This is a genomic window from Bradyrhizobium sp. WSM4872, assembly GCF_055811715.1.
In genome coordinates this window covers 1-20,490 of record NZ_JBVVPT010000032.1, presented here as the reverse complement: position 1 = coordinate 20,490, position 20,490 = coordinate 1, and the positions used below count along the sequence as shown (strand labels likewise).

Annotated in this window: 18 protein-coding genes; 12 read left to right on the top strand and 6 right to left on the bottom strand. The window is 62.8% G+C overall.

What is annotated here, in order from left to right; translation table 11 throughout:
* Window position 1 precedes the first annotated feature (1 nt).
* The 10 genes from ctaD (at window position 2) to AC0L3C_RS30195 (ending at window position 10,840) form a co-directional block, all read left to right on the top strand.
* A complete protein-coding gene (gene ctaD / locus AC0L3C_RS30240) occupies window positions 2-1,909 on the top strand; it encodes a cytochrome c oxidase subunit I (protein ID WP_473260657.1) in 1,908 nt (635 codons plus the stop codon).
* Window positions 1,906-2,505 (top strand): cytochrome c oxidase subunit 3, encoded by a 600-nt coding sequence (locus AC0L3C_RS30235; RefSeq protein WP_473409756.1) that lies wholly within the window; start codon window positions 1,906-1,908, stop codon window positions 2,503-2,505. Before ctaD ends, AC0L3C_RS30235 begins: the two co-directional genes overlap by 4 nt.
* Window positions 2,502-2,855, top strand: coding sequence for a hypothetical protein (locus tag AC0L3C_RS30230; RefSeq protein WP_473260243.1), 354 nt, complete (start codon window positions 2,502-2,504; stop codon window positions 2,853-2,855). Before AC0L3C_RS30235 ends, AC0L3C_RS30230 begins: the two co-directional genes overlap by 4 nt.
* The gene (locus AC0L3C_RS30225; protein WP_473409755.1) at window positions 2,843-3,766 is read left to right on the top strand and encodes a cytochrome c oxidase assembly protein; all 924 of its coding nucleotides are present in this window, start codon (window positions 2,843-2,845) and stop codon (window positions 3,764-3,766) included. The genes AC0L3C_RS30230 and AC0L3C_RS30225 overlap by 13 nt, the downstream gene beginning before the upstream one ends.
* A gap of 72 nt (window positions 3,767-3,838) precedes the next feature.
* A complete protein-coding gene (locus AC0L3C_RS30220) occupies window positions 3,839-4,630 on the top strand; it encodes a GlcG/HbpS family heme-binding protein (RefSeq protein WP_473279968.1) in 792 nt (263 codons plus the stop codon).
* Window positions 4,631-4,741: 111 nt separating this feature from the next.
* A complete protein-coding gene (locus tag AC0L3C_RS30215) occupies window positions 4,742-6,589 on the top strand; it encodes a methanol/ethanol family PQQ-dependent dehydrogenase (RefSeq protein ID WP_473260249.1) in 1,848 nt (615 codons plus the stop codon).
* Window positions 6,573-7,412, top strand: coding sequence for a substrate-binding domain-containing protein (locus tag AC0L3C_RS30210; protein WP_473260251.1), 840 nt, complete (start codon window positions 6,573-6,575; stop codon window positions 7,410-7,412). Before AC0L3C_RS30215 ends, AC0L3C_RS30210 begins: the two co-directional genes overlap by 17 nt.
* On the top strand, window positions 7,412-8,047 hold the full coding sequence (locus AC0L3C_RS30205) for a c-type cytochrome (protein WP_473260253.1): 636 nt from the start codon (window positions 7,412-7,414) through the stop codon (window positions 8,045-8,047). Before AC0L3C_RS30210 ends, AC0L3C_RS30205 begins: the two co-directional genes overlap by 1 nt.
* Window positions 8,048-8,081: 34 nt before the next feature.
* Entirely contained in the window at window positions 8,082-8,435 is a 354-nt protein-coding gene (locus AC0L3C_RS30200; RefSeq protein WP_473260255.1) for a c-type cytochrome, read from the top strand.
* Window positions 8,436-8,440: 5 nt separating this feature from the next.
* On the top strand, window positions 8,441-10,840 hold the full coding sequence (locus AC0L3C_RS30195) for a glucose/quinate/shikimate family membrane-bound PQQ-dependent dehydrogenase (RefSeq protein ID WP_473409754.1): 2,400 nt from the start codon (window positions 8,441-8,443) through the stop codon (window positions 10,838-10,840).
* On the opposite strand, the gene AC0L3C_RS30190 is transcribed toward AC0L3C_RS30195, so the two are convergent.
* From AC0L3C_RS30190 to AC0L3C_RS30180, 3 genes are read right to left on the bottom strand one after another with little or no spacing between them, the layout of a single operon-like run.
* Complete coding sequence (locus AC0L3C_RS30190; RefSeq protein ID WP_473409753.1) at window positions 10,800-12,626, bottom strand: SDR family oxidoreductase; 1,827 nt, start codon at window positions 12,624-12,626, stop codon at window positions 10,800-10,802. The genes AC0L3C_RS30195 and AC0L3C_RS30190 overlap by 41 nt on opposite strands.
* Window positions 12,627-12,683: 57 nt before the next feature.
* Window positions 12,684-13,085, bottom strand: a complete 402-nt coding sequence (locus AC0L3C_RS30185) for a hypothetical protein (RefSeq protein ID WP_473260263.1) — start codon at window positions 13,083-13,085, stop codon at window positions 12,684-12,686.
* Window positions 13,086-13,107: 22 nt separating this feature from the next.
* Window positions 13,108-13,302: a hypothetical protein gene (locus tag AC0L3C_RS30180; RefSeq protein ID WP_473279956.1), complete on the bottom strand. Its 195-nt coding sequence runs from the start codon at window positions 13,300-13,302 to the stop codon at window positions 13,108-13,110.
* Between the two features lie 795 nt (window positions 13,303-14,097).
* Between AC0L3C_RS30180 and AC0L3C_RS30175 the strand changes: the two genes are divergently transcribed.
* Together AC0L3C_RS30175 and AC0L3C_RS30170 are read left to right on the top strand one after the other, a co-directional pair.
* On the top strand, window positions 14,098-16,503 hold the full coding sequence (locus AC0L3C_RS30175) for an autotransporter family protein (protein WP_473409752.1): 2,406 nt from the start codon (window positions 14,098-14,100) through the stop codon (window positions 16,501-16,503).
* A 602-nt stretch (window positions 16,504-17,105) separates the two neighbouring features.
* Window positions 17,106-18,797 carry an MASE4 domain-containing protein gene (locus tag AC0L3C_RS30170; RefSeq protein WP_473409751.1) on the top strand — a complete coding sequence of 564 codons (1,692 nt, stop codon included), beginning with the start codon at window positions 17,106-17,108 and terminating at the stop codon, window positions 18,795-18,797.
* Between the two features lie 41 nt (window positions 18,798-18,838).
* Here the strand turns inward: AC0L3C_RS30170 and AC0L3C_RS30165 are convergent, their stop codons facing one another.
* From AC0L3C_RS30165 to AC0L3C_RS30155, 3 genes are all read right to left on the bottom strand, one after another.
* Window positions 18,839-19,240, bottom strand: a complete 402-nt coding sequence (locus AC0L3C_RS30165; protein ID WP_473260271.1) for a hypothetical protein — start codon at window positions 19,238-19,240, stop codon at window positions 18,839-18,841.
* Between the two features lie 49 nt (window positions 19,241-19,289).
* Complete coding sequence (locus AC0L3C_RS30160) at window positions 19,290-20,207, bottom strand: DUF2950 domain-containing protein (protein ID WP_473260273.1); 918 nt, start codon at window positions 20,205-20,207, stop codon at window positions 19,290-19,292.
* Window positions 20,204-20,490 (bottom strand): tail fiber domain-containing protein (locus AC0L3C_RS30155; protein WP_473409750.1); only part of this gene is annotated, 287 nt, incomplete at its 5' end. The genes AC0L3C_RS30155 and AC0L3C_RS30160, both read right to left, overlap by 4 nt.

Genomic DNA, 20,490 nt, shown 5'->3' with positions numbered 1-20,490 from the left:
CATGGCCGCTGAACCAAATGAATTGCGGGACGACGTCCTGAATGGCCTGCAGCTTTCGACGCAGCTCGAGCGGGTGTGGCGCACGCCGTCTGGGCTTGTCGGTGCGCTCATGTCGGTCGACCACAAGGTCGTTGGACGTCGCTACATCCTGACCGCATTCGCCTTCCTGCTTCTTGGCGGCATCCTTGCGATCCTGATGCGCGTTCAGCTTGCCGGGCCCGAGAAGACGTTTCTCTCGGCCGACAAGTACAATCAGGTCTTCACGATGCACGGCTCGACGATGATGTTCCTGTTTGCCGTGCCTGTCATGGAGGCGTTCGCCGTCTATTTGGTGCCGTTGATGGTCGGCACGCGGAACATCGCCTTTCCGCGCCTGAATGCCTTCAGCTATTGGATGTATCTGTTCGGGGGCTGCTTTCTCTGGATTTCCTTCCTGTTCAACGTCGGCCCCGACGTCGGCTGGTTTTCGTACGTTCCTCTTTCCAGTCTGCAGTTCACACCCACCAAGCGGGCCGATGTCTGGGCGCAGATGATCACCTTTACCGAGGTCGCGGCACTCGCGGTCGCCGTCGAGATCGTCGTCACCGTGTTCAAGCTCCGTGCGCCCGGCATGACGCTCGACCGCATTCCTCTGTTCGTCTGGGCCATGCTGGTGACGGCCTTCCTTGTGATGTTCGCGATGCCCTCGATCATGGTCGCATCGACGTCACTGATCCTGGATCGCCTCGTCAATACCCGCTTCTATGATTCGTCGTCGGGCGGACATCCCCTGCTCTGGCAGCATCTGTTCTGGTTCTTCGGCCATCCCGAGGTCTACATCATCTTCATCCCGGGCACGGGAATGGTCTCGGCGATCCTTGCGACATTCGCGCGGCGGCCCGTGATCGGCTATCCCGTCGTGATCCTCTCCTTGATCGCGACCGGCTTCCTGTCGTTCGGCCTCTGGGTCCACCACATGTTCGTCACGGGCCTGCCCCAACTCGGCGCGGCCCTGTTCACGGCCTCCAGCATGCTGATCGCGGTGCCGAGCGGACTGCAGATCTTCTGCTGGCTGGCAACGCTCTGGGACGGGCGTCCGGTGTACCGGACGCCGCTGTTGTTCGTGATCGGCTTCATCGTGATCTTCGTGCTCGGCGGATTGTCCGGCGTCATGGTGGCCTCGGTCCCGATCGATACGCAGGTGCACGACACCTATTTCGTCGTCGCCCACTTCCATTATGTCCTGATCGGCGGCGCTGTGTTCCCACTGGTCGGCGCGGTCTACTACTGGTTTCCCAAGATCGCCGGCCGCATGCTCAGCGAGCGACTCGGGCGCTGGAATTTCTGGCTCGCCTTCATCGGCTTCAACGTCGCGTTCTTTCCCATGCACATCCTCGGGCTGATCGGGATGCCGCGCCGGGTCTACACCTATACCGCCGACATGGACTGGGGGCACCTGAACCTCATATCCAGCGGCGGTGCTCTCATTTTCGCGCTCAGCTTCGCGCTGCTTCTGGCCAATGTGATCTACAGCCTGCGCAAGGGCGCGCTTGCGGGCGACAATCCCTGGGATGCCTCGACGCTGGAATGGGCGACGTCATCGCCGCCTCCGCCGCAGAACTTCGACCGCATTCCGGTCGTCAAGCACCGCGATCCGCTGTGGGCCGATAGCGAGAGCCTGCCCGTGGTCGCGGGTCTGAGCGCCGAGCGCCGCGAGGTTCTCCTGACCTCGCTGGCGGAAGCCGAGCCGCAGACCCGTGAAGCTTCGCCCGAGCCGAACATCTGGCCGCTGCTCACGGCGATCGCGACCACAATCTTCTTCATCGGGTCGATCTTCACGCCTTGGGCCGTGCTGTGGGGAACGCCGCCGATGGCCGTGACCTTGATCGGCTGGTTCTGGCCGACCGGCAGCAAGGAGGACGAGGAGTGAGACAGACGATCGTCCGCGACGTCTCGGACCTGCCGACTTACGGCTACGGTCCGCGCAGTGGCCCGTGGTGGGGCGCCATGGGTTTCATGGCCCTCGAAGGCATGGGCTTTGCCGTTGCCATCGGCGCCTACCTTTACCTCTACGCAGTCAATCCGAGCTGGCCGATCGGAGCCTCCCCGCCGGATCTCTGGCCGGGGACGGTCGAGACGGTGATTTATGTGTTGAGCATCATTCCGAACGAGTTAACGAACCGCGCCGCACACCGGCAGGATCTCGCGAAGGTGCGGATCGGCCTGATCGTGATGGCCCTGATCGGCATCGCCCTGCTGGTGCTGCGCGGCTTCGAGTTCGCGCATCTCAACACCCGCTGGGACAATTCAGCCTACGGCTCGATCGTATGGCTCATTCTGGGGCTGCACACGACTCACCTTGCCACCGATGTCGGCGACACGGTCGTGCTGGCGGTATTGATGTTCACGCGCCATGCGAAACCGCGCCGGTTCAGCGACGTGACCGACAACGTGTTCTACTGGAACTTCGTCGTGCTCGCCTGGCTGCCGCTCTACGTCTTGCTCGATTGGGTGCCACGCCTATGACCGCAGCCCATGGACATTCCAGACTGCTCTACTGGGCCGGCGTTGCGCTCGGACCCATCGCTTGGGGTATCAATTTGCAGGGCGTCTACGTGCTCGCGCACTTCTCCTGCGAACAGACCAGGATCAGTGGCGCGATCATGAGCGCGGTTCTGGCTATCGTCGCCATCGCAGGCACTGTCATTTCCGCCCGCGCGGTTCGACGCGGCGCTGGGGCTGAATGGACGGATGCGCAAGGCGGCGGGCCACGAACGTTCATGGCCTGGCTTGGCGTCGGCTCCGGCGCGCTGTTTGCGCTGGTGATTGCGAACCAGTTCGCCGCCTCGCTCATGATCAGCCCATGCCTGCGCTGAGCCTTGCAGCACTGCTGCTCGCGCTGTTCACGGGGCCGGCCGATGCGCATGGACTATCGGAGATCGATCCCGGCTCGCTGTGGAGCTACGATCCCTGGCTCATGGCCCCGCTCTATGCCGTCGGTATCGGCTTCTATGTCGGAACGCAGCGGCTCTGGCACCATGCGGGCGGCGGCCGTGGCGTCAGCTTCCGCCAAGTGGCCGCGTTCTGGACCGGATGGCTGGTGGCCGCGCTCGCCGTGACCTCGCCGCTGCACTGGCTGGGCGAGCGTCTGTTCACGGCGCACATGGTCGAACACGAACTGCTCATGGTGGTCGCGGGACCGCTGATGGCGTTCGCCCGGATCAATGGCCCGCTGCTGTGGAGCCTGCCGACTCGACTTCGCCCAGCGGCAGGTCGCGTGCTCAATCTGCCGATATTGGCATGGCCGTGGCGGTTTGTGAGCCATCCGATGAGCGCGACCGTCCTGCACGGCGTAGCGCTCTGGGTCTGGCACGCACCGCCGCTATATGCGTGGGCGCTCGAGAATACGGCGATCCATCGTCTCCAGCACATCAGCTTCTTCGCGACCGCGCTGTTGTTCTGGTGGGTGCTGCTGCATGGCCGCGGTCAGGGCCGTAGCACACGAATTCGCGACGGCATCGCTGTCGCGTGCCTGTTCATCACCATTTTGCATTCCGGCGTGCTCGGGGCTCTGCTGACCGTTTCGCCGAGGCTGTGGATCCCAGGCCAGGGCGCCCTCGCCGGCGAATTCGGCCTCTCGGCACTTGAGGACCAGCAACTTGCCGGAATCCTGATGTGGGTGCCCATGGGCATTCTCTATACGGGCGCGGCGTTGTTCTTTGCTCACCGATGGCTGACTGCGAACGGCGGCCATTCCCACCTCCCGCTCTTTCAACATCCGGGCTGAGCGACGCTGCATAGGAACCGCAACTTCTCTTCAGACGTTCGCCTGCCGACTGCGACACGCCACGGAGTTCACATGGAAAAACGATCCGTCATGGCCGCAACGGCTATCCTCACCGCGGCATTCTTGATGCCTGCAGTCTTGAACGCGCAGGACCAACCCCAGCCAGGGATGTCGTGCCCGGTCGACCATGACAAGCTCGCCGATATCCTCAAGAAGAGTGTCAAACCGGGCGGCGGCCCAAGCAACGGAGGTCTCGACAACAACGAATGGGCTGCCGTCGTCAATCGGCAGGGCGTCGTCTGCGCAGTTGCCTACAGCGGTGGCAAGGTCGACGACCAGTGGCTGGGCAGCCGGGCCATCGCGGCCGAGAAGGCCAACACGGCGAATGCGTTCAGCCTGAAGGACAAGGCGATGGCGACGGCCAATCTCTATGCCGGTGCGCAGCCCGGCGGGTTCCTGTTCGGCGCGGCACTCGGCAACCCACCGTCCCCGGAAGCCCTGTATGCCGGATCTCCGGACAACTTCGGCACGGCCCAGGATCCGATGGTGGGCAGGCCGATCGGCGGCACCATCGTGTTCGGAGGCGGGTTGGCGCTCTATGACGGCAACGGCGTGACCGGGGCGCTGGGTGTGAGCGGTGACAGTTCCTGCGCGGATCACAACGTGGCCTGGCGCGTGCGTCACCAGCTCGGGCTCGACCGCGTGCCGGCCGGCGTCAGCCCGAACATGAAAGATGCGATCATCTATGACATCGGACCTGATGGCAAAAGTCCGTCCGGATTCGGTCATCCCAAGTGCAACGGCAAGGAAGACCAGATTGCAGTCGACCTCGGCGCCGGCGTGTCGGGCAACGTCGTGAGATAGCGCTCCGCCCAATCGCCGCTTTTGGAACCAAGGGAAGGCGGAACGTTTGTACGTCCGTAAACTGGCCTGCAACGGCGCACGGCCTCGTCACTGCCGTGGAGATCTTTACATATGTTAGTGCGTGGTCTCACGCGTTTGCTCTCTCGGATTTCGGCCATCCTTTGCGCCTGCTGCACGGTGCTGTCGTCCGCGTCAGCACAGAGCGATCTCGCCGGTCGCATGAAAGATCCAGGCCAATGGCCGATGGCGGCGCGCGACTATGCCAACACCCGTTACAGCGAACTCGACCAGATCAACGCGTCCAATGCATCACGCCTCCATCTTGCATGGACGTTCTCGGTCGGCGCCGATCGAGGCCAGGAGGCGGCGCCGCTGGTGGTCGACGGCACCATGTATGTGGTCGGCCCCTATGCAGGCCCCTACCCCAACCGTGTGTTCGCACTCGATGCCACAACAGGTGAATTGAAATGGTCTTACGCGCCGAAGCCGGAGCCCGCGGCCGCAGGCGTTGCCTGCTGCGATGTCGTCAATCGCGGACTAGCCTTCGACAATGGCAAGGTCTTCCTCAACACGCTCGATAACCACACCGTCGCGATAGACGCCAAGTCCGGCAAAGAGCTTTGGCACACGAAACTTGGCGAGATCAACAAGGGCGAAACCATCACGATGGCTCCCGTGGTGGTGAAAGGAAAAATTCTCGTCGGCAACAGCGGCGGCGAACTGGGCGTGCGCGGCTGGGTGACCGCACTCGACGAAAACACCGGCGCCATCGCGTGGCGCGCCTATTCGACAGGCCCCGACAAGGACGTGCTGATCGGAGACGATTTCAAGCCGTTCTACGACAATCTCAAGGGCCAGGATCTCGGCGTGAAGACCTGGCCCGCCGACCGCTGGCAGGTCGGTGGCGGCACGGTCTGGGGCTGGATCTCCTACGATCCTGATCTGAACCTGATCTATTACGGCACGGCCAACCCAAGTCCATGGAACGCAAACCAGCGCAGCGGTGACAATCTCTGGAGCGCATCGATCTTCGCGCGAAACCCAGACACGGGCCAAGCGAAATGGGCCTACCAGGTCAACCCGCACGATCTGTTCGACCACGACGAGATCAATGAGAACGTGCTTGTCGACCTCGAGCTGAATGGTCAACCGCGCAAGGTTCTGATTCATCCCGGCCGCAACGGCTACATGTACGTGATGGATCGCGCCACCGGTGAAGTGATTTCGGCGGACGCGTATGAGTTCGTGAACGCATACAATGGCGTCGACCTCAAGACCGGAAAGATCATCCCGAATGAGGAGAAGACCCCGCTGGTCGGCAAGACGGTTGAGAACATCTGCCCGACCGCTCCAGGCGCCAAGGACTGGCAGCCGAGCGCGTGGTCGCCGCGCACAAAACTGCTTTATGTGCCGCATCAGCATCTCTGCATGAACTTCAAGGCTTCTCAAGTCGGCTACATCGCCGGTACGCCCTATGTCGGGGCCGACGTCGACATGTATGCCGGCCCTGGCGGCTATCGCGGCGAGTTCATGGCGTGGGACCCCGTCGCGCGCAAGAAGGTCTGGGAGATTCACGAGAAGCTGCCGGTCTGGAGCGGCGCGCTGGTGACGGCTGGCGACGTCGCGTTCTACGGCACCATGGATCGCCTTTTCAAAGTGGTCGACGCCAAGGATGGGCGCGTGCTCTGGCAATTCCGTGCCGGCTCCGGCTTCATCGGCCAACCGATCTCCTATCGCGGCTCCGACGGTCAGCAATACGTCGCGATCCTGTCGGGCGTCGGCGGCTGGCCGGGCGTGGTGGCCAATGCAGAGGTCGATCCGCGGGTGCGCAACGCCGCACTGGGATTCACCGGCGCCACGCAGGATCTGCCGTTCTATACCGCGGGCGGGAGTGAGCTGCTGGTATTCAAGCTCGGCGGCGCGAATGGTGAGGACACCAGCCATGCGCCTTCCAAGTAATCGCCTCGGCTTCACCCTTGGGCTTCTTCTCGCGTTCGCGACCACAGCTGCGCCGGCCACGGAGGGCGGGCTTCGCGTCTGTGCCGATCCCAACAATCTTCCGTTCTCGAACAGCGCCGAAGCAGGATTCGAGAACAGGCTCGCGACGATGGTGGCCGAGCATTTCGGCCTGCAGGTCTCCTACACCTGGTGGGCGCAACGCCGCGGCTTCATCCGTAACACACTGAAAGCCGGCAGATGCGACATCGTCATGGGCGTGCCGTCCGGCTATGATCTGGTCGAGACGACGAAGCCCTATTATCGCTCGAGCTACGTGTTCGTCACGCGGCAGGACCAGCACCTTGAGCTTTCATCCCTGCTCGACCCGCGCTTGCATCACCTCGTGATCGGCGTGCATCTGATCGGCGATGACGGCAACAATCCCCCGCCGGCGCAGGCGCTCGGCGAACAGGGCATCGTTGATAATGTTCGCGGCTACTCCATCTACGGTGACTATCGCCAGGCCGATCCGCCGGCCCGCCTGATCGAAGCCGTCGAAAGCGGCAGGATCGATGTCGCCGCGGCCTGGGGGCCGCTGGGCGGATATTTCGCCCAGCGCTCTCCCGTTCCCCTGACGGTCACGCCGATCCGGGATAACGAACGCTTTGCACCTCAGCAGTTCCAGTTCGCCATCGCGATGGGCGTGCGTAAAGGCGACGACGCCTTGCGCGACCGCCTGAATGCATTCATCGACGAGCATCGGTCCGAGATCACCTCGCTGCTGCGCAGTTATGGCGTTCCGCTGGTGGGCCAACCCGTTACGGCATCGGGAGGACATGAGTGATGTCTGCTCCAGCAATGCGCGCGAGCGCCCTATCGTTGCTGCTGGCCATCGTGCCGCATGGCGCGGCGCTGGCCCAGCAGACCTTGCCGCAGTCGCAGGAGGCGCAAATGCCGACGCTGTCCCCGCGCCCGAATTTCGGTGGCAGCGTCGGCAACGGCAGACCCGGCGTCTTCATGCAGGTCCCGGTCAGTCACCTCCACCCCGGCGCGCAGCCGGACCCGCCGCAAATCAAGAACCCAGTGCAGGGCGATCCCAACGCGCAGCAGCGTGGGATGACCTACTATGTCAACTTCAACTGCGTTGGGTGCCACGCACCCAATGGCGGTGGCGGCATGGGACCGGCGCTGAGCAACAACACTTTTATTTACGGATCGCAGCCCGAGAACATCTTTCTCTCGATCTACCAGGGACGGCCGAACGGAATGCCAGCCTGGGGCGGCGTGCTGCCCGACAGCGTGATCTGGGACCTCGTCACCTATATCGGCAAGATCAGTAACGAACCGAGCCACCAATGGGGCCGCACCTTTTCGGCGAATCTGCCGTCGCCCGAGGTCGAGCAAGTCCCAAGCGAGCAGGTCTCCACGACCGATCCCTGGTCTGCCACCAAGTCCTTCAACTTCGGCCAGAAGCCCTGATCGGCCGAGCGGAGCAGCGATGGTGAATCCGATCATGAGATTGCTAGTCACCGTGCTAGTGGCTACGACAGGCGCCGCCTGCAAGGCTGCGGGCCCGGACAATTTCATGGGCGACGCGCATCGTGGCGCCGACCTCGTCAAGCAGTACCAGTGCGGCGGCTGTCACGATATTCCTGGTATCGCCGGCGCCGAAGGCAATGTCGGCCCGCCCTTGCATCGGATCGGCACGCGGACCTACATCGCCGGCTACATCCAGAACTCGCCGGACAACATGGCTGACTGGATCGAGGACCCGCAAAGGGCGTTGCCGGGCAATGCCATGCCGCGAATGGGCATCCCGCAGAAGGACGCGCGGGATATCGCGGCGTTTCTCTACACGCTGAAGTGATCATCATGACATCGACACACCGTTCGACGAACTGGTTCCGCGACGCGCCATTGCTGGCCATCACCATTGTGGTCGTCGCTATCATGGGACTGGGCCTTCTCGCCGGCGGTGCCTGGCTCGCGGCGCTCGGTGGCTCCGTCTACTATCTGATCGCGGGCATCATGCTTCTGCTCACGAGCTGGCTGCTCGCGCGCCGCCGTGCCGAGGCGCTCTGGATTTATGCCGCGCTGCTGGCGGGAACGATGGCATGGGCGATCTGGGAAGCCGGCCTTGATTTCTGGTCGCTGGCGCCGCGCGGCGACGTGCTCGTGCCGCTTGGCCTGTGGCTGATGCTGCCCTTCATTGCCGCCCGCCTGGCGCCTCGCTTGCGCGCAGCGCGATGGGCGCTTGGCCTTGTGTTGGTCGCCGCAGCCATCGTCGTCGGCTTGTCACTGACGAGCGATCGCCGCGATCTTGCCGGCACGATCCCTGAGGGCGAAACAACGGGGGCCATTGCGGCTCCCGAAGCGGACCAGCCCGCTGCCGGGCAGAACTGGACGGCCTACGGCGGCAGCGGCTTCGGTTCGCGCTTCTCGTCGCTGAGCCAGATCACCAAGGACAACGTCAAGGACCTCAAGCTCGCCTGGGAATTCCGCACCGGCGACCACAAGGGCCCGGACGATCCCGACGAGATCACCAACCAGGCGACCCCGCTCAAGGTCGGAGATCTCCTCTACACCTGCTCGCCGCACCAGATCGTGTTCGCGCTCGAAGCGGCGACCGGAAAACTGCGCTGGAAGTTCGACCCGCAGGTCCAGCACAACAAGGCGTTCCAGCACATGACCTGCCGGGGCGTGTCCTATCACGCGACCAAGCCCGGGGCGGTCACAGCCGACGGCACGCCGGCGCCGAGCGATTGTGCGGGACGCATTTTCATACCAACCAACGACGGGCGGATGTTCGCGCTGGATGCGCAGAGCGGCGTGCCTTGCCAGAGTTTTGGTAACCAGGGACAGATCGATCTCAAGCAAGGCAGCGAGATCCAGACACTCGGCTTCTACGAGGGTACCTCCCCACCTGTCGTCACGGACAAGGTGCTGATCGTCGGCGGAGCGGTGATCGACAACTATTCCGATCGCGTGCCGTCGGGCGTGATCCGCGGCTTCGACATCTATTCAGGACGGTTGATATGGGCGTTCGATGCCGGCAATTCCGATCCGAACGAAATGCCCTCGGCCTCGCATCATTTTACAGCCGGCTCACCCAATTCGTGGAGCATTTCCGCAGTCGACGAAAAGCTCGGACTCGTCTACGTGCCGCTCGGCTCGAGCTCTCCGGATATCTGGGGCGGCGGCCGTTCGCCCGAAAACGAGCGCTACGATTCGGCGTTGATTGCGCTCGATGTCTCGACCGGAAAACTGCGCTGGTCGTTCCAGAACGTGCACCACGATCTCTGGGACATGGATATGCCGTCGCAGCCCAGTCTGGTCGATTTGCGCTCTCACGGCGGCGTGACGCCCGCGATCTACATCCCGGCAAAGACCGGCGACATCTTCGTGCTCGACCGCCGCGACGGGCGTCAGTTGGTGCCCGCACCGGAGAAGCCGGTGCCGCAGGGCGCCGCGAATGGAGACCGGCTGTCGCCAACCCAGCCTTTCTCGGAATTGAGCTTCCGCCCCTCCGGCAAACTGACAGACGCGCAGATGTGGGGCAGCACGATGTTCGACCAGCTCGCCTGCCGGATCAAGTTCAAGCGCCTGCGCTATGAGGGGCCGTTCACGCCGCCGTCTGAACAAGGCACGCTGGTGTTTCCCGGAGACTTCGGCATGTTCGAATGGGGCGGCATTGCCGTCGATCCGCAGCGCCAGATCGCGATCGCGAACCCCCAATCGATACCCTTCATCTCGCGCCTGGTGCCGCGCGGAAAGGACAATCCGGCCGCGCCGAATGCCGCGCATCCACCAGGAACCGAGTTGGGCGTGCAGCCGATGTACGGCGCCCCCTATGGCGTAGACCTCGGCATTTTCCTCTCGCCGCTCGGCATCCCCTGCCTTGCCCCGCCATGGGGCAACATCGCAGCGATCGATCTCAGGACGCACAAGGTGGTCTGGCAGCACCGCATCGGCACGATCCGCGATCAGGCCCCGCTGCCGCTGCCATTCAAGCTCGGCGTTCCCATGCTCGGCGGTCCGATCGTCACCGCGGGCGGCGTCATCTTCATCACGGGAACGATGGATGACTACATCCGCGCGTTCGACGTTCGCGATGGCAAACAGCTTTGGCAGGACCGCCTTCCTGCCGGCGGCCAGTCGACGCCGATGACCTATGAGGTCGGCGGCAAGCAATATGTCGTCACGGTCGACGGGGGCCACGGGTCATTCGGAACTAAGCTCGGCGATTACGTGCGGGCCTACGCGCTGCCCTGATCTGCCTCGGCACGGTTTGTTTGTGCTTGCCGACGACTTGCCCAGATCTGCCGGCGCGACGCGCAACTGCTGAAGCCAGGAGAGCCACGCCCGCTGCTAGTCCCAGCGCCGCGAGCCCCTGACTGATCACCCCGGCAGGTGGGAGCTGCTTGCGTGACAGCCAACCGCCGTCGATCGACGTGCCCTGCGGACCAGCTTCGATCATGGTGCCTTCGCTGCTCTTCGCCGGGCGCGCGCGCGACAGCAGGTAGCGGAAGGCAGCTCCCACAATGTTCTCGGTAGTCTGCGGAGCCATCGCGTAGGCAATTTGGCCGGCACGAGCCGGCCAGCCCACGGCGACCTCATCCCACGGTGCGCGAACGAGGCTCACAAACGTCTCGGCAACGTCCTCCGCCTGATACAGCAGCGGACCGGGATCAAGCGTTCGGCCGGACATGTTGGCGCCGTGGACGAAGCCCGGCGTGTCGACCATGGCCGGGAAGACGCCGCAGACATGAATGTTGCGGTGAGCACTGAGCTCCTGACGCAGGCTCGCCGTGAAGCCGCGCAGGCCGAACTTGCTCGCGGTATAGGCCGCAGCAAAAGGCGTCGGCGCCCAGCCGCCGAGCGAGATGTTGTTGATCAGGATACCGCGGTTCTGGCGGAGGAAGATCGGCAGCACCGCGAAAGCGCCATGCATCGTGCCAAGGAGATTGACCTCGATCGTTCGGCGATGCAGTGCGATATCCGCGTCCTGATAGGCCCCGAAAACGCCGGTACCGGCGTTGTTGATCCAGACGTCGATGCCGCCGAAGGCGTCTTCGGCCTCTCGGGCCAGTCGCTGCACTGCCTCGGCATCGGTGACATCGGTCGGGATCGCCAGCGCGCGGCCTCCGAGCGCCTCGCATTCCGCGGCGAGGTTCGTCAGGACTTCAGCACGGCGTGCCGCCAAGACCACGCTTGCGCCCTTGCCGGCGAAGGCCAGCGCCGCGGCACGCCCGATTCCGCTCGATGCGCCGGTGATGACGACGCGCGTGCCAGTCATTTGCCGCAGCTCAGATCCGGAGCCGCCCGCCGGAAGCAGCCAGTGCAGGGATCGCCGAAGGCGCTCGGTTCCGTTCACTTCGAACCAGTCCCCATGCGCGAAGATCACCCGCTCTGGAGACAGCCGTATGAGCCGCTCGGCTGCGGACCGCACGGAGCGGCCCCCGAGGCGCAGCAGCAGCCGCAGATAGACCGGTGCCGTGCCGTGCGGCTTGGAAATGCCGAGAAGGTTTGCCGCGGCCTCGTTTGGCGCGCTGAGATCATTAGGATCGAGATTTTGCACGAGATCCGTCAGGATCAGCGTCCGGCTGCGCTTGTCGAACAGCTCGATCTCGGAGAACATCGGCGCGTTCACCGAGACGGATTCGAGATCGGCCCTCCATTCCTCGGGCGCTGTGTCTCCGAGTTCGCGGTCGATGCGGATGCGCGCCGCGCGAACTTGCCTGCGCGCCGCAAGGCCGCGCGCCGCGAAAATCGTCACCTGTGGCAGCTCCCTCTGCCAAGCGGACAGGAACATCCAGTGCGCGATATTCGGCGCGAGCAAGTACCTTATCGCGCCCAGCCGCTCCAACTCACCGCGGAGAGTCGGCGAATATCTCACCGGCGAATGCAGCACGAGATCGCCGTTCGAGAGCCGAATGACGGTCATACGAACCGGGAGTTTCAGACCGGCGGGGCTGATCGGCGCGTCGTCAACGACCCAGATATCATCAGTCACGCGCGACAGACGGGCGGTCGACAAGGTGGCGTCGGAACTTTGCATGGATCTCTTCCATCACGAGGCGCTAGCTCAAGCCTCGGGAGCGACGCTCGTTCCTTGCTAGGACGCCCGAGCCTGCTTGCCGGCGTTGCGTCGGCGACGGCGCGCCGCGTGTCGTCCTCGGCCCCTCTCTGCCGGAATGTGTCGCGAGATCGCCGGGGCAAGCTCCGGCTCCGAGGGAGGGTGTTGGGCGGCAATCGGCGCTTGGTCCGGACGAGCTTCCATGAGATCAAGCACGGCCCGGCCCTTGTCCGTGATGCGCCACCCGCCATTTATCCGGTCGATCAGCCCTTGCGAAAAAATGTCCAGCCCCGGCACCCGTCCGGCGAGCCGCCGGGTGCGCTCCGTCCAGTCGCGACCGCTGGTCGCCAGAATGGCCATATCCCGCTTGAGATCCTCCATGGCGGCGAACCCATCCGGATAGCTCACCAGGATCTTGAGGACCGTCACGTGGAAATTCACCCCCGCCCCCACATGACCATCGTCACATCGTCTGGATTTCTGAGAGAGCACTGCGGGCCGCTTGTTTCAGGCGATCCGCAGAGATGTCACCCCTGCTTGCGGTCTCCAGAAGCTTCGAGGCTACGCGGGTCCTGGCGCCGATCTCACAGCGTGGAACACTTTCACACACCTCGTCGAGAACGGTGCGCAACAACGCCTTGGTCGCGGTATCGATCATGGAAAGCCCCGGCGGAAAGGTTCACGGTAGGGCAATCGCTCCGGCCAGGGATTCAACATTGTTAATGATCTGAAAATTTCGCTGCCTGGCCACCCGTCGCCTTAGACGATGTCTCGGGGTTGCCGAGCGCGCGACCTTCCCGGCTCCTGCCCGGCACAGCGCGCGAGATCGTGGAACCTCCGTCGCTGGCCAATCGTAGTCGGAGCCGAGCGGCAAGTCGCACGGACCCGCAACAATACGCGCAGACTTCAGGAGCACAGCGAAAACTTGGCGCGGGCATTTGTGATGCCGGCGATCGGTCAGTATCGCTCCCTATTGCGTGGCCAAACAGCATCAGCGCGCAACAAACTGAAGTTGCATCTCCTATCGTCACACTTACGACCATCCCATGACAATTGTGATCCTTTGTACTCCATCGTGACCGCTGCGTTTTATCGTTGCGGATTGGAGGTTGCTTTGGACCCGGATCGACTTCTCTTCGTCCGACCGCGCCGCGATACGTCGCCAGCACGCGCCGCGCGCAGACATCTTTTGTCGGGATTGTTAGCAACGATTGCACTTGTCACTGCAGCACCGGTTTCGACACACGCCCAGACAAACTGGACCGGGGCATTCTCCAATGGCTGGTTTAACCCTCTAAACTGGAGCGCCGGTGTTCCGAACACAGCGACCAGCGCAAACATTGACACGGTGATCCCAAATTCGACGGAGGTCAGGGGACCGGGAGCAACAGCACTGAATCTTACGGTCGGTCAAAACGGGACAGGAATACTCGTCATCCGAAACGGCGGAACATTGACCGACATAGGCGGCTTTATTGGTAATTTGCCGGGTTCGCAGGGTACGGTGTCCGTTTCCGACGCCGGCTCCACATGGACGAACATTGGCAATCTCGTGGTCGGCGGTTTGGGCACGGGCGCGCTCACCGTCGAAAGCGGCGGTACCGTGAACAGTTTCGGCGGCGTCTCCGTCGGATTGTCTACCAACTCGTCAGGGACAGTGACGGTTACCGGCCCGGGCTCCAGTTTGAACATCACAGCAGGCGGCGGGTTCAATATCGGCAGTTTTGGCACGGGCACGCTCACGATCACAAGCGGTGGGACGGTCATCAATAACACTGCGTTCACTGCCAACGTTGGCAGCAGCGCAGGCTCGCTGGGTACGGTAAGGGTGGCAGGCGCGGGCTCTCTCTGGAGTAACAGTTCGGGCGTGAACGTCGGCAATTCGGGCACCGGCACGCTCACGCTTGCGGAAGGCGGCGTCGTTACCGCGCCTAGTGTTGTGATCGCGGCAAATGCAGGTGCGACTGGAACGCTCAACATCGGCGCGGGCGCGAGCGCCCCGGCCGCTGCGCCCGGCACGCTCAACACCCCGAGCGTGGCATTTGGCGCCGGCGCCGGCACAATCAACTTCAATCATACGTCCGCCGACTATGTGTTTGCACCGACGATCAGCGGTACCGGCACCGTCAATGTGCTTGCCGGTACCACCAGGCTCACCGCTGCCAACAGCTATTTCGGCGCGACGAACGTCAACGCGGGCACGTTGGAAGCCGGCGCGGTGAATACGTTCAGTCCAAATTCGGCAGTCGCGGTGGCCTCAGCCGGAACGCTCGATCTCAACGGCTTCAATCAGACCGTACTCAGCCTCACGAACCGCGGTCTGGTGAACATGGGAACGAGCACTGCCCCGGGCACGGTCTTGACGACCAACGGCTACATCGGGATTGGCGGAACGATCGCGATGAACACATTTCTTGGCGCTGACGGTTCGCCGTCGGACAGGCTCGTCATCAATGGCGGGAACGCGACCGGCAATTCCTTTTTGCGCATCACCAATATCGGCGGCCCCGGCGCTGAGACGGTGGCAAACGGCATTACAGTGGTGCAGGCAATTAACGGCGGCACTACGGCGCAAGGTGCTTTCGCGCTTGCCGGCGAGGTGCGCGGTGGCGCCTTTGACTATTTTCTCTTCCGTGGTGGCCTCGACCCCAGCAACAGTCCCAACGACTGGTTCCTACGATCGACGTTCACCGTGGGGCCGCCGATCGAGCCGCCGATCGAGCCACCGCCAATTCTGCCGCCCGAGCCGCCGGTGACAGGGCCGCTGCCGCCGGGCGTCTATCCAATTATTGGGCCGGAGATCGCGACCTATGGCGTGGTCCAGCCGATCGCCCGGCAATTGGGGATGACGACGCTTGGCACCTTGCATGAACGCAACGGCGATACATCGCCGACCGCAAACACGGACACGCCGTGCCCAACCGGTGATAACACGTGGGACAGGATGCCGCGCAGGGCACCGGTGAAGGCGTCGACCGATTGCCTGAACGCCAGCTGGGGACCTTTGGTCTGGGGCCGGTTCCTCGGCCAGCAGATCGACAACCACTACAAGGCGTTCGCTGATCCGCGCACCTCCGGACAGGTGCTGGGTTTTCAGAGCGGAATGGATCTCTGGCGTAGCGAATGGATACCGGGCCATCGCGATGCCGGAGGCATTTATGTCGGATATGCCAACGCCAATGTCGATGTGAGCGGCCTCGTCACTAACGAAGCAGCGACCGGCTACGTGCTCCGTCACACCGGCGGTCTCAATCTCAATGCATGGTCGGGCGGCGCTTACTGGACGCATTACGGCCCGAATGACTGGTTCCTCGACGCAGTGGCGCAGGCGACGCGCTACGAAGGCGCGGCCTCCACGCAATTCGCCAGCCTTTCAACCACCGGTTTCGGCTTCCTCTCGTCGCTGGAGACGGGCTATCCGATCCGGCTGCCGATGTTTGGACCGGGCTTCGTGCTGGAGCCGCAGGCGCAGATCGTCTGGCAACATGTCTCATTCGACGACGCCAATGACGGTCTGGGTGCGGTTGCACTGGGTACAACGTCGGGCACCAGCGGGCGGATCGGGCTACGCGGCCGATGGACCATCGTCAGTGACAGCGGCCAGGTGTGGCAACCTTATGTGCGCGCCAACCTGTGGCGCGATTGGGCGGCGCAGGCGACAACGACGTTTTCCGGTGTCGATCTGGTGCCCTTGCTTGAGCAGGCCACGCGCCTGCAACTGGGAGGTGGGGTGAGTGTGAGGATGAACGCCAACGTCAGCTTCTACGCCAATGCCGACTACCAGTTCGCTGTCAGCGATACCGACGGAGGCAGGCGCGACGGCGTCCGCGGAGCGGCTGGTATACGATATGCGTGGTGAACTCGACGGCATCCGGAGAAAAGAATAGCTAAGAGCAATAAAGTGATCTTGCAAATCCCATTCCCGCCTCCGTCCCGTTCACCTTCTCTCCCGGCCACCACTTCGACGACGGAAATCTTCTGGCTGAAAGATAACGGATGGGACTGCACGCTGAATTGGTGCCAGTTGTCTGAGGCGGTTGGGCGGCTTGCCTGTTTGTCGCGGCCCGGCGATCTGGCGGAGGAGCTGCAGGGGGCGCGTGAACCACAACTTCGCGACACGGCGAGCGCGTCGTGACCGAGGTCCGCCAAGTCGACGATAATCCGTTGCATGAGCCGGCTGGAAGAACATCGCGACGGCCGCGTCATAGTCAATGGCGGTGTCAATGGCCGTGAGCTGGATCACTCGACACGCGAGCTGATGGATGCGCAGCGGTTGACCTACCCAAAGCACAATCCGAGTCATTCTTGGCGACGTTCGCCGAGCGTGTCGATCGGGAGCACACCATCCGCACCATTGGCGGGAATTCCTCCATTGCCCCAGTCTATACCCACCACCCAATCAGGCGCTTCACTGAGGGCGTTTAGACGAGTAGGATGTGTCTCGCGGTGCCCGGAGGCGGCATGAGCCAGCGCAAGTTGAAGAGTCTTGTCGGCGGTGCGGCAGCATCAGGGCCGCGCATTGCGCGAGCGGGCGAGCGATTGGCAAGGGCGGCTGGAGAGCCCCCTCATGAGGGTGATCAGGAGTTCCCCTTGATCATCGCGAACATGCCCGCAACCGCCCGCCAAAAGGCCTGGGCGGTGGGTGTCGCCGTCTTTCTCGTCGTCCTGGCGGCAGTGATCGCACCGTTCGCCAGAATCCAGTTGGGCCAGATCAATGGCTTCGTTCCGGTTTTGCAGACCGCCCTGGCCCTTGCCGAGTTCATCACGGCGGCCCTGCTGTTTGCTCAATTTTCGATCCAACCTCAGCAGGCACTTCTCGCGCTCGCAAGTGGATACGTTTTCAGCGGATCGTTCGCATTTTTGCAAACGCTCGCGTTTCCGAACGGGTATGCTTCCGCGGGTGTCATTGGGGATGGACTGAACAGCCCCGCTTGGCTTTACGTGCTTTGGCACACAACCTTCCCTGCGGCGATCCTTGGCTACGGGTTCACGAAGGATCAGTCGACCGCCGGCAGACCAAGCAGACCTGCAATAGCGGCGATCGCAACAGCTATCGGCTGCATCGCCACCGTGGCAGGACTGACGTGGATGGTTACCGCGAAAGCTGAATTTCTCCCCAGCTTCTACGTGAACGATGTCAGGCATCAGACCCCCCTCGGCAATCAGGTCAACCTGATACTCTTGCTATGGAATATGACTGCTCTCACCGTCTTGTTTGTGCGGATGCGCACCATTCTTGACCTCTGGCTAATGGTGACTTTGCTCGCCTACTTGCCCAATTTCCTGGTGGCGATCATCGGCAGCTCGGTTCGATTCACCATTGGTTGGTATGCAGCACGCGGCTTTGTTCTAGTCGGCAGCTGCATGTTGCTGACCGTATTACTCGTTGAAACGATTTATATCTATTCGCGTCTCGCCAGCGTCACTGCCCTGCAGCGACGCGAAAGAGCGAACCGGCTTCTCAGTATCGACGCGGTCACTGGCGCGCTCGCCCATGAGCTGAGATCGCCCTTGGGGGCCATCTCGCTCAATGCAGCGACAGGGCTCAGTCACCTGCGAGCTGCCTCCCCTGAACTGGAGGACCTCGAGAACATCCTCTGCGACATCGAAGCCGACGGCAACCGCGCCGCCGACATCATATCGAGCATTCGCGAGATGACGATCAAAACGGCGCACGGCGGCGCTTCGACGAACGTCGAGGATGTCGCAGAGCTTGCGCTGAGACTGTTGAAGCACGATCTCCAGGCCAACGGGATATCCGTAGCTACGGAGTTTCAGAGCAACATTCCTCCAGCCGCCCTGGACGGCACTGAGCTTCAGCAGATTGTCTTGAACCTCTGCAAGAATGCAATCGACGCAATGAGCTCGGTCCCCGCCAATCAACGAGAGCTCCGTATCAAAACCAGACTTGATGATGGCACAACGGTCTATTTGTCCGTTGAAGATTCCGGCACCGGCGTCTCACCAGGCGATCAAGAGCGCATCTTCGACCCGTTCTTCACGACGAAACAAGGGGGTATGGGATTGGGGCTCGCCATCTCCTCCAACCTGGCTGCAAGGTGCGGAGGAAAGCTGAGGTTAGTCAAATCGGCCGTCAAGGGCTCCGTTTTCGAACTGGAAATGCCCATCTCCGCTCCCGCTTCGGCGCAATGACGATACGGGACGGTCGCGACCGTTCCGCATTTCGCTCGCGCTCACTTCAGAGAGATCATGATCGTGCTGAGGTTGGCGGCAAACTCCAGCCCAGCTTTTGGTCCCTGCAGCACCATCGTGACGCCTTTGTCGTTGCGCAGCTGGACGCCATTGATGCCGCCGGCTAGGGCAGCCCCGCCCCCAACCGAGCTGTACGTGCCGGCAAAGTCGCTGATCTCACGAATGCCCGAAGCCCAGCCCTCGAGCCGACCGAAGCTGGCGCCGACGGTAACTCCCAGGCTCAAGCCGCTGACGTGGAACGGGTAGTTGCGGCCGCGAAAGGTGAGCACGCCTTTCCCGGCGCCGCCGCCCACCAGTAGCCCGGCCTTCATGATCTTGACCCGAACCTGACCCGAGGCCTGCGCAAAGATGGGCGTCGTGGGGACAATCAATGCGATGAGCATGAGGGCGGAAAGGCGCCCACGTAGCCGACGCAGTATCTCCGTCAGTCGCTCAGGGTTTTGCACCATCGACCTTCTTCCAGGTCTGGTCCGGGTCGAATGCGGTGATACGGGAAGCGAGGACTTTGGTTCGAGGCCCAAGATCCTTCTGGTAGACAACGCCCGCGTGGTTGACCAGGAAGGTCATGACGCCCGAATTGCCGTACTCGGCAGGCCAGGCGATGAGCGCGAAACCTCCGATCATCTTGCCGTTGACGACATAGTTCAGCGCGCCGCCTGGCGTGTTCGCCCCCTGCCCTTTCAGGATGCGGAAATAGTAGCCGTGGTAGGGCGCCGGGCCCTCCTCAGTCTTGTAGCCTTCGGACGAAGCCTGGGCAGCCAGTGCACCGAGCGGGCTCGGGTCGCTGTCGTCGCGCCAGAACAACCCGTCCTTCTTGCCCGCGCTGCTGACGATGCGCTGCGCGTACACGCCAATACCCTCACCGCGATCCTTGTCGGCGTACTCGTTCTCGGCATCGACAAAGGCGAGACTGGTCTGGATCGCGTCGAGCTCATTGCGGCCGATGCGGCGATACAGCACTTCGATGCGGCCTTCAGTGGCATCGAATTCCCAGCCGGTCTTGGTGTTGACGAGCGGAATCGGGAACGGGAAGTCGTCCGGACCCAACATCAGCATCGCCTTCTTGTTACCCTCTGTCTTTACCGAATGCTTAGCATCATACATCGAGATGAAGCGTTTCCGGATGTCGACGTCGGCAACCTCATCACCGGACGAGACGATGTCCTCGGCAGCGCTGCCGAGCACTTTCAGGATGGCCCGGTCCGGCCCGCTTTTGACGGCGGCAGCGAGCGCCGCTGCCGCATCCTCCGGTGTCGGATAGGACTGCTGCGCCAGGGACGGCGAATTCAGGAGCGCCAGCGCCATGATGGCCGGCAACGCCGCACGATGAAGCGACTTCAAACCCATCATGGCGTCACCCCTGCAGGAATCCGCGCGCCGCTCTCGAGCCAATCACGATAGGTACGGAATTTCAGACCGAGCTTTTCGTAATAGACCCGGAGATAGCCGTCGGCTCCGCGGGTGACGGCTACCGGATTCACATCCTCGACTTCCTGCGCAATGACGCCGACATAGGCCTTGTCGCTCCCGATATAGCTGAAGCGGTAATAACCAAGGCCGCTTGCGAGATGGCCGAGCAAAACGACATCGTGCTTCAGCGCGATATCGGAACGCCGTCCGCCGCCACCACCAC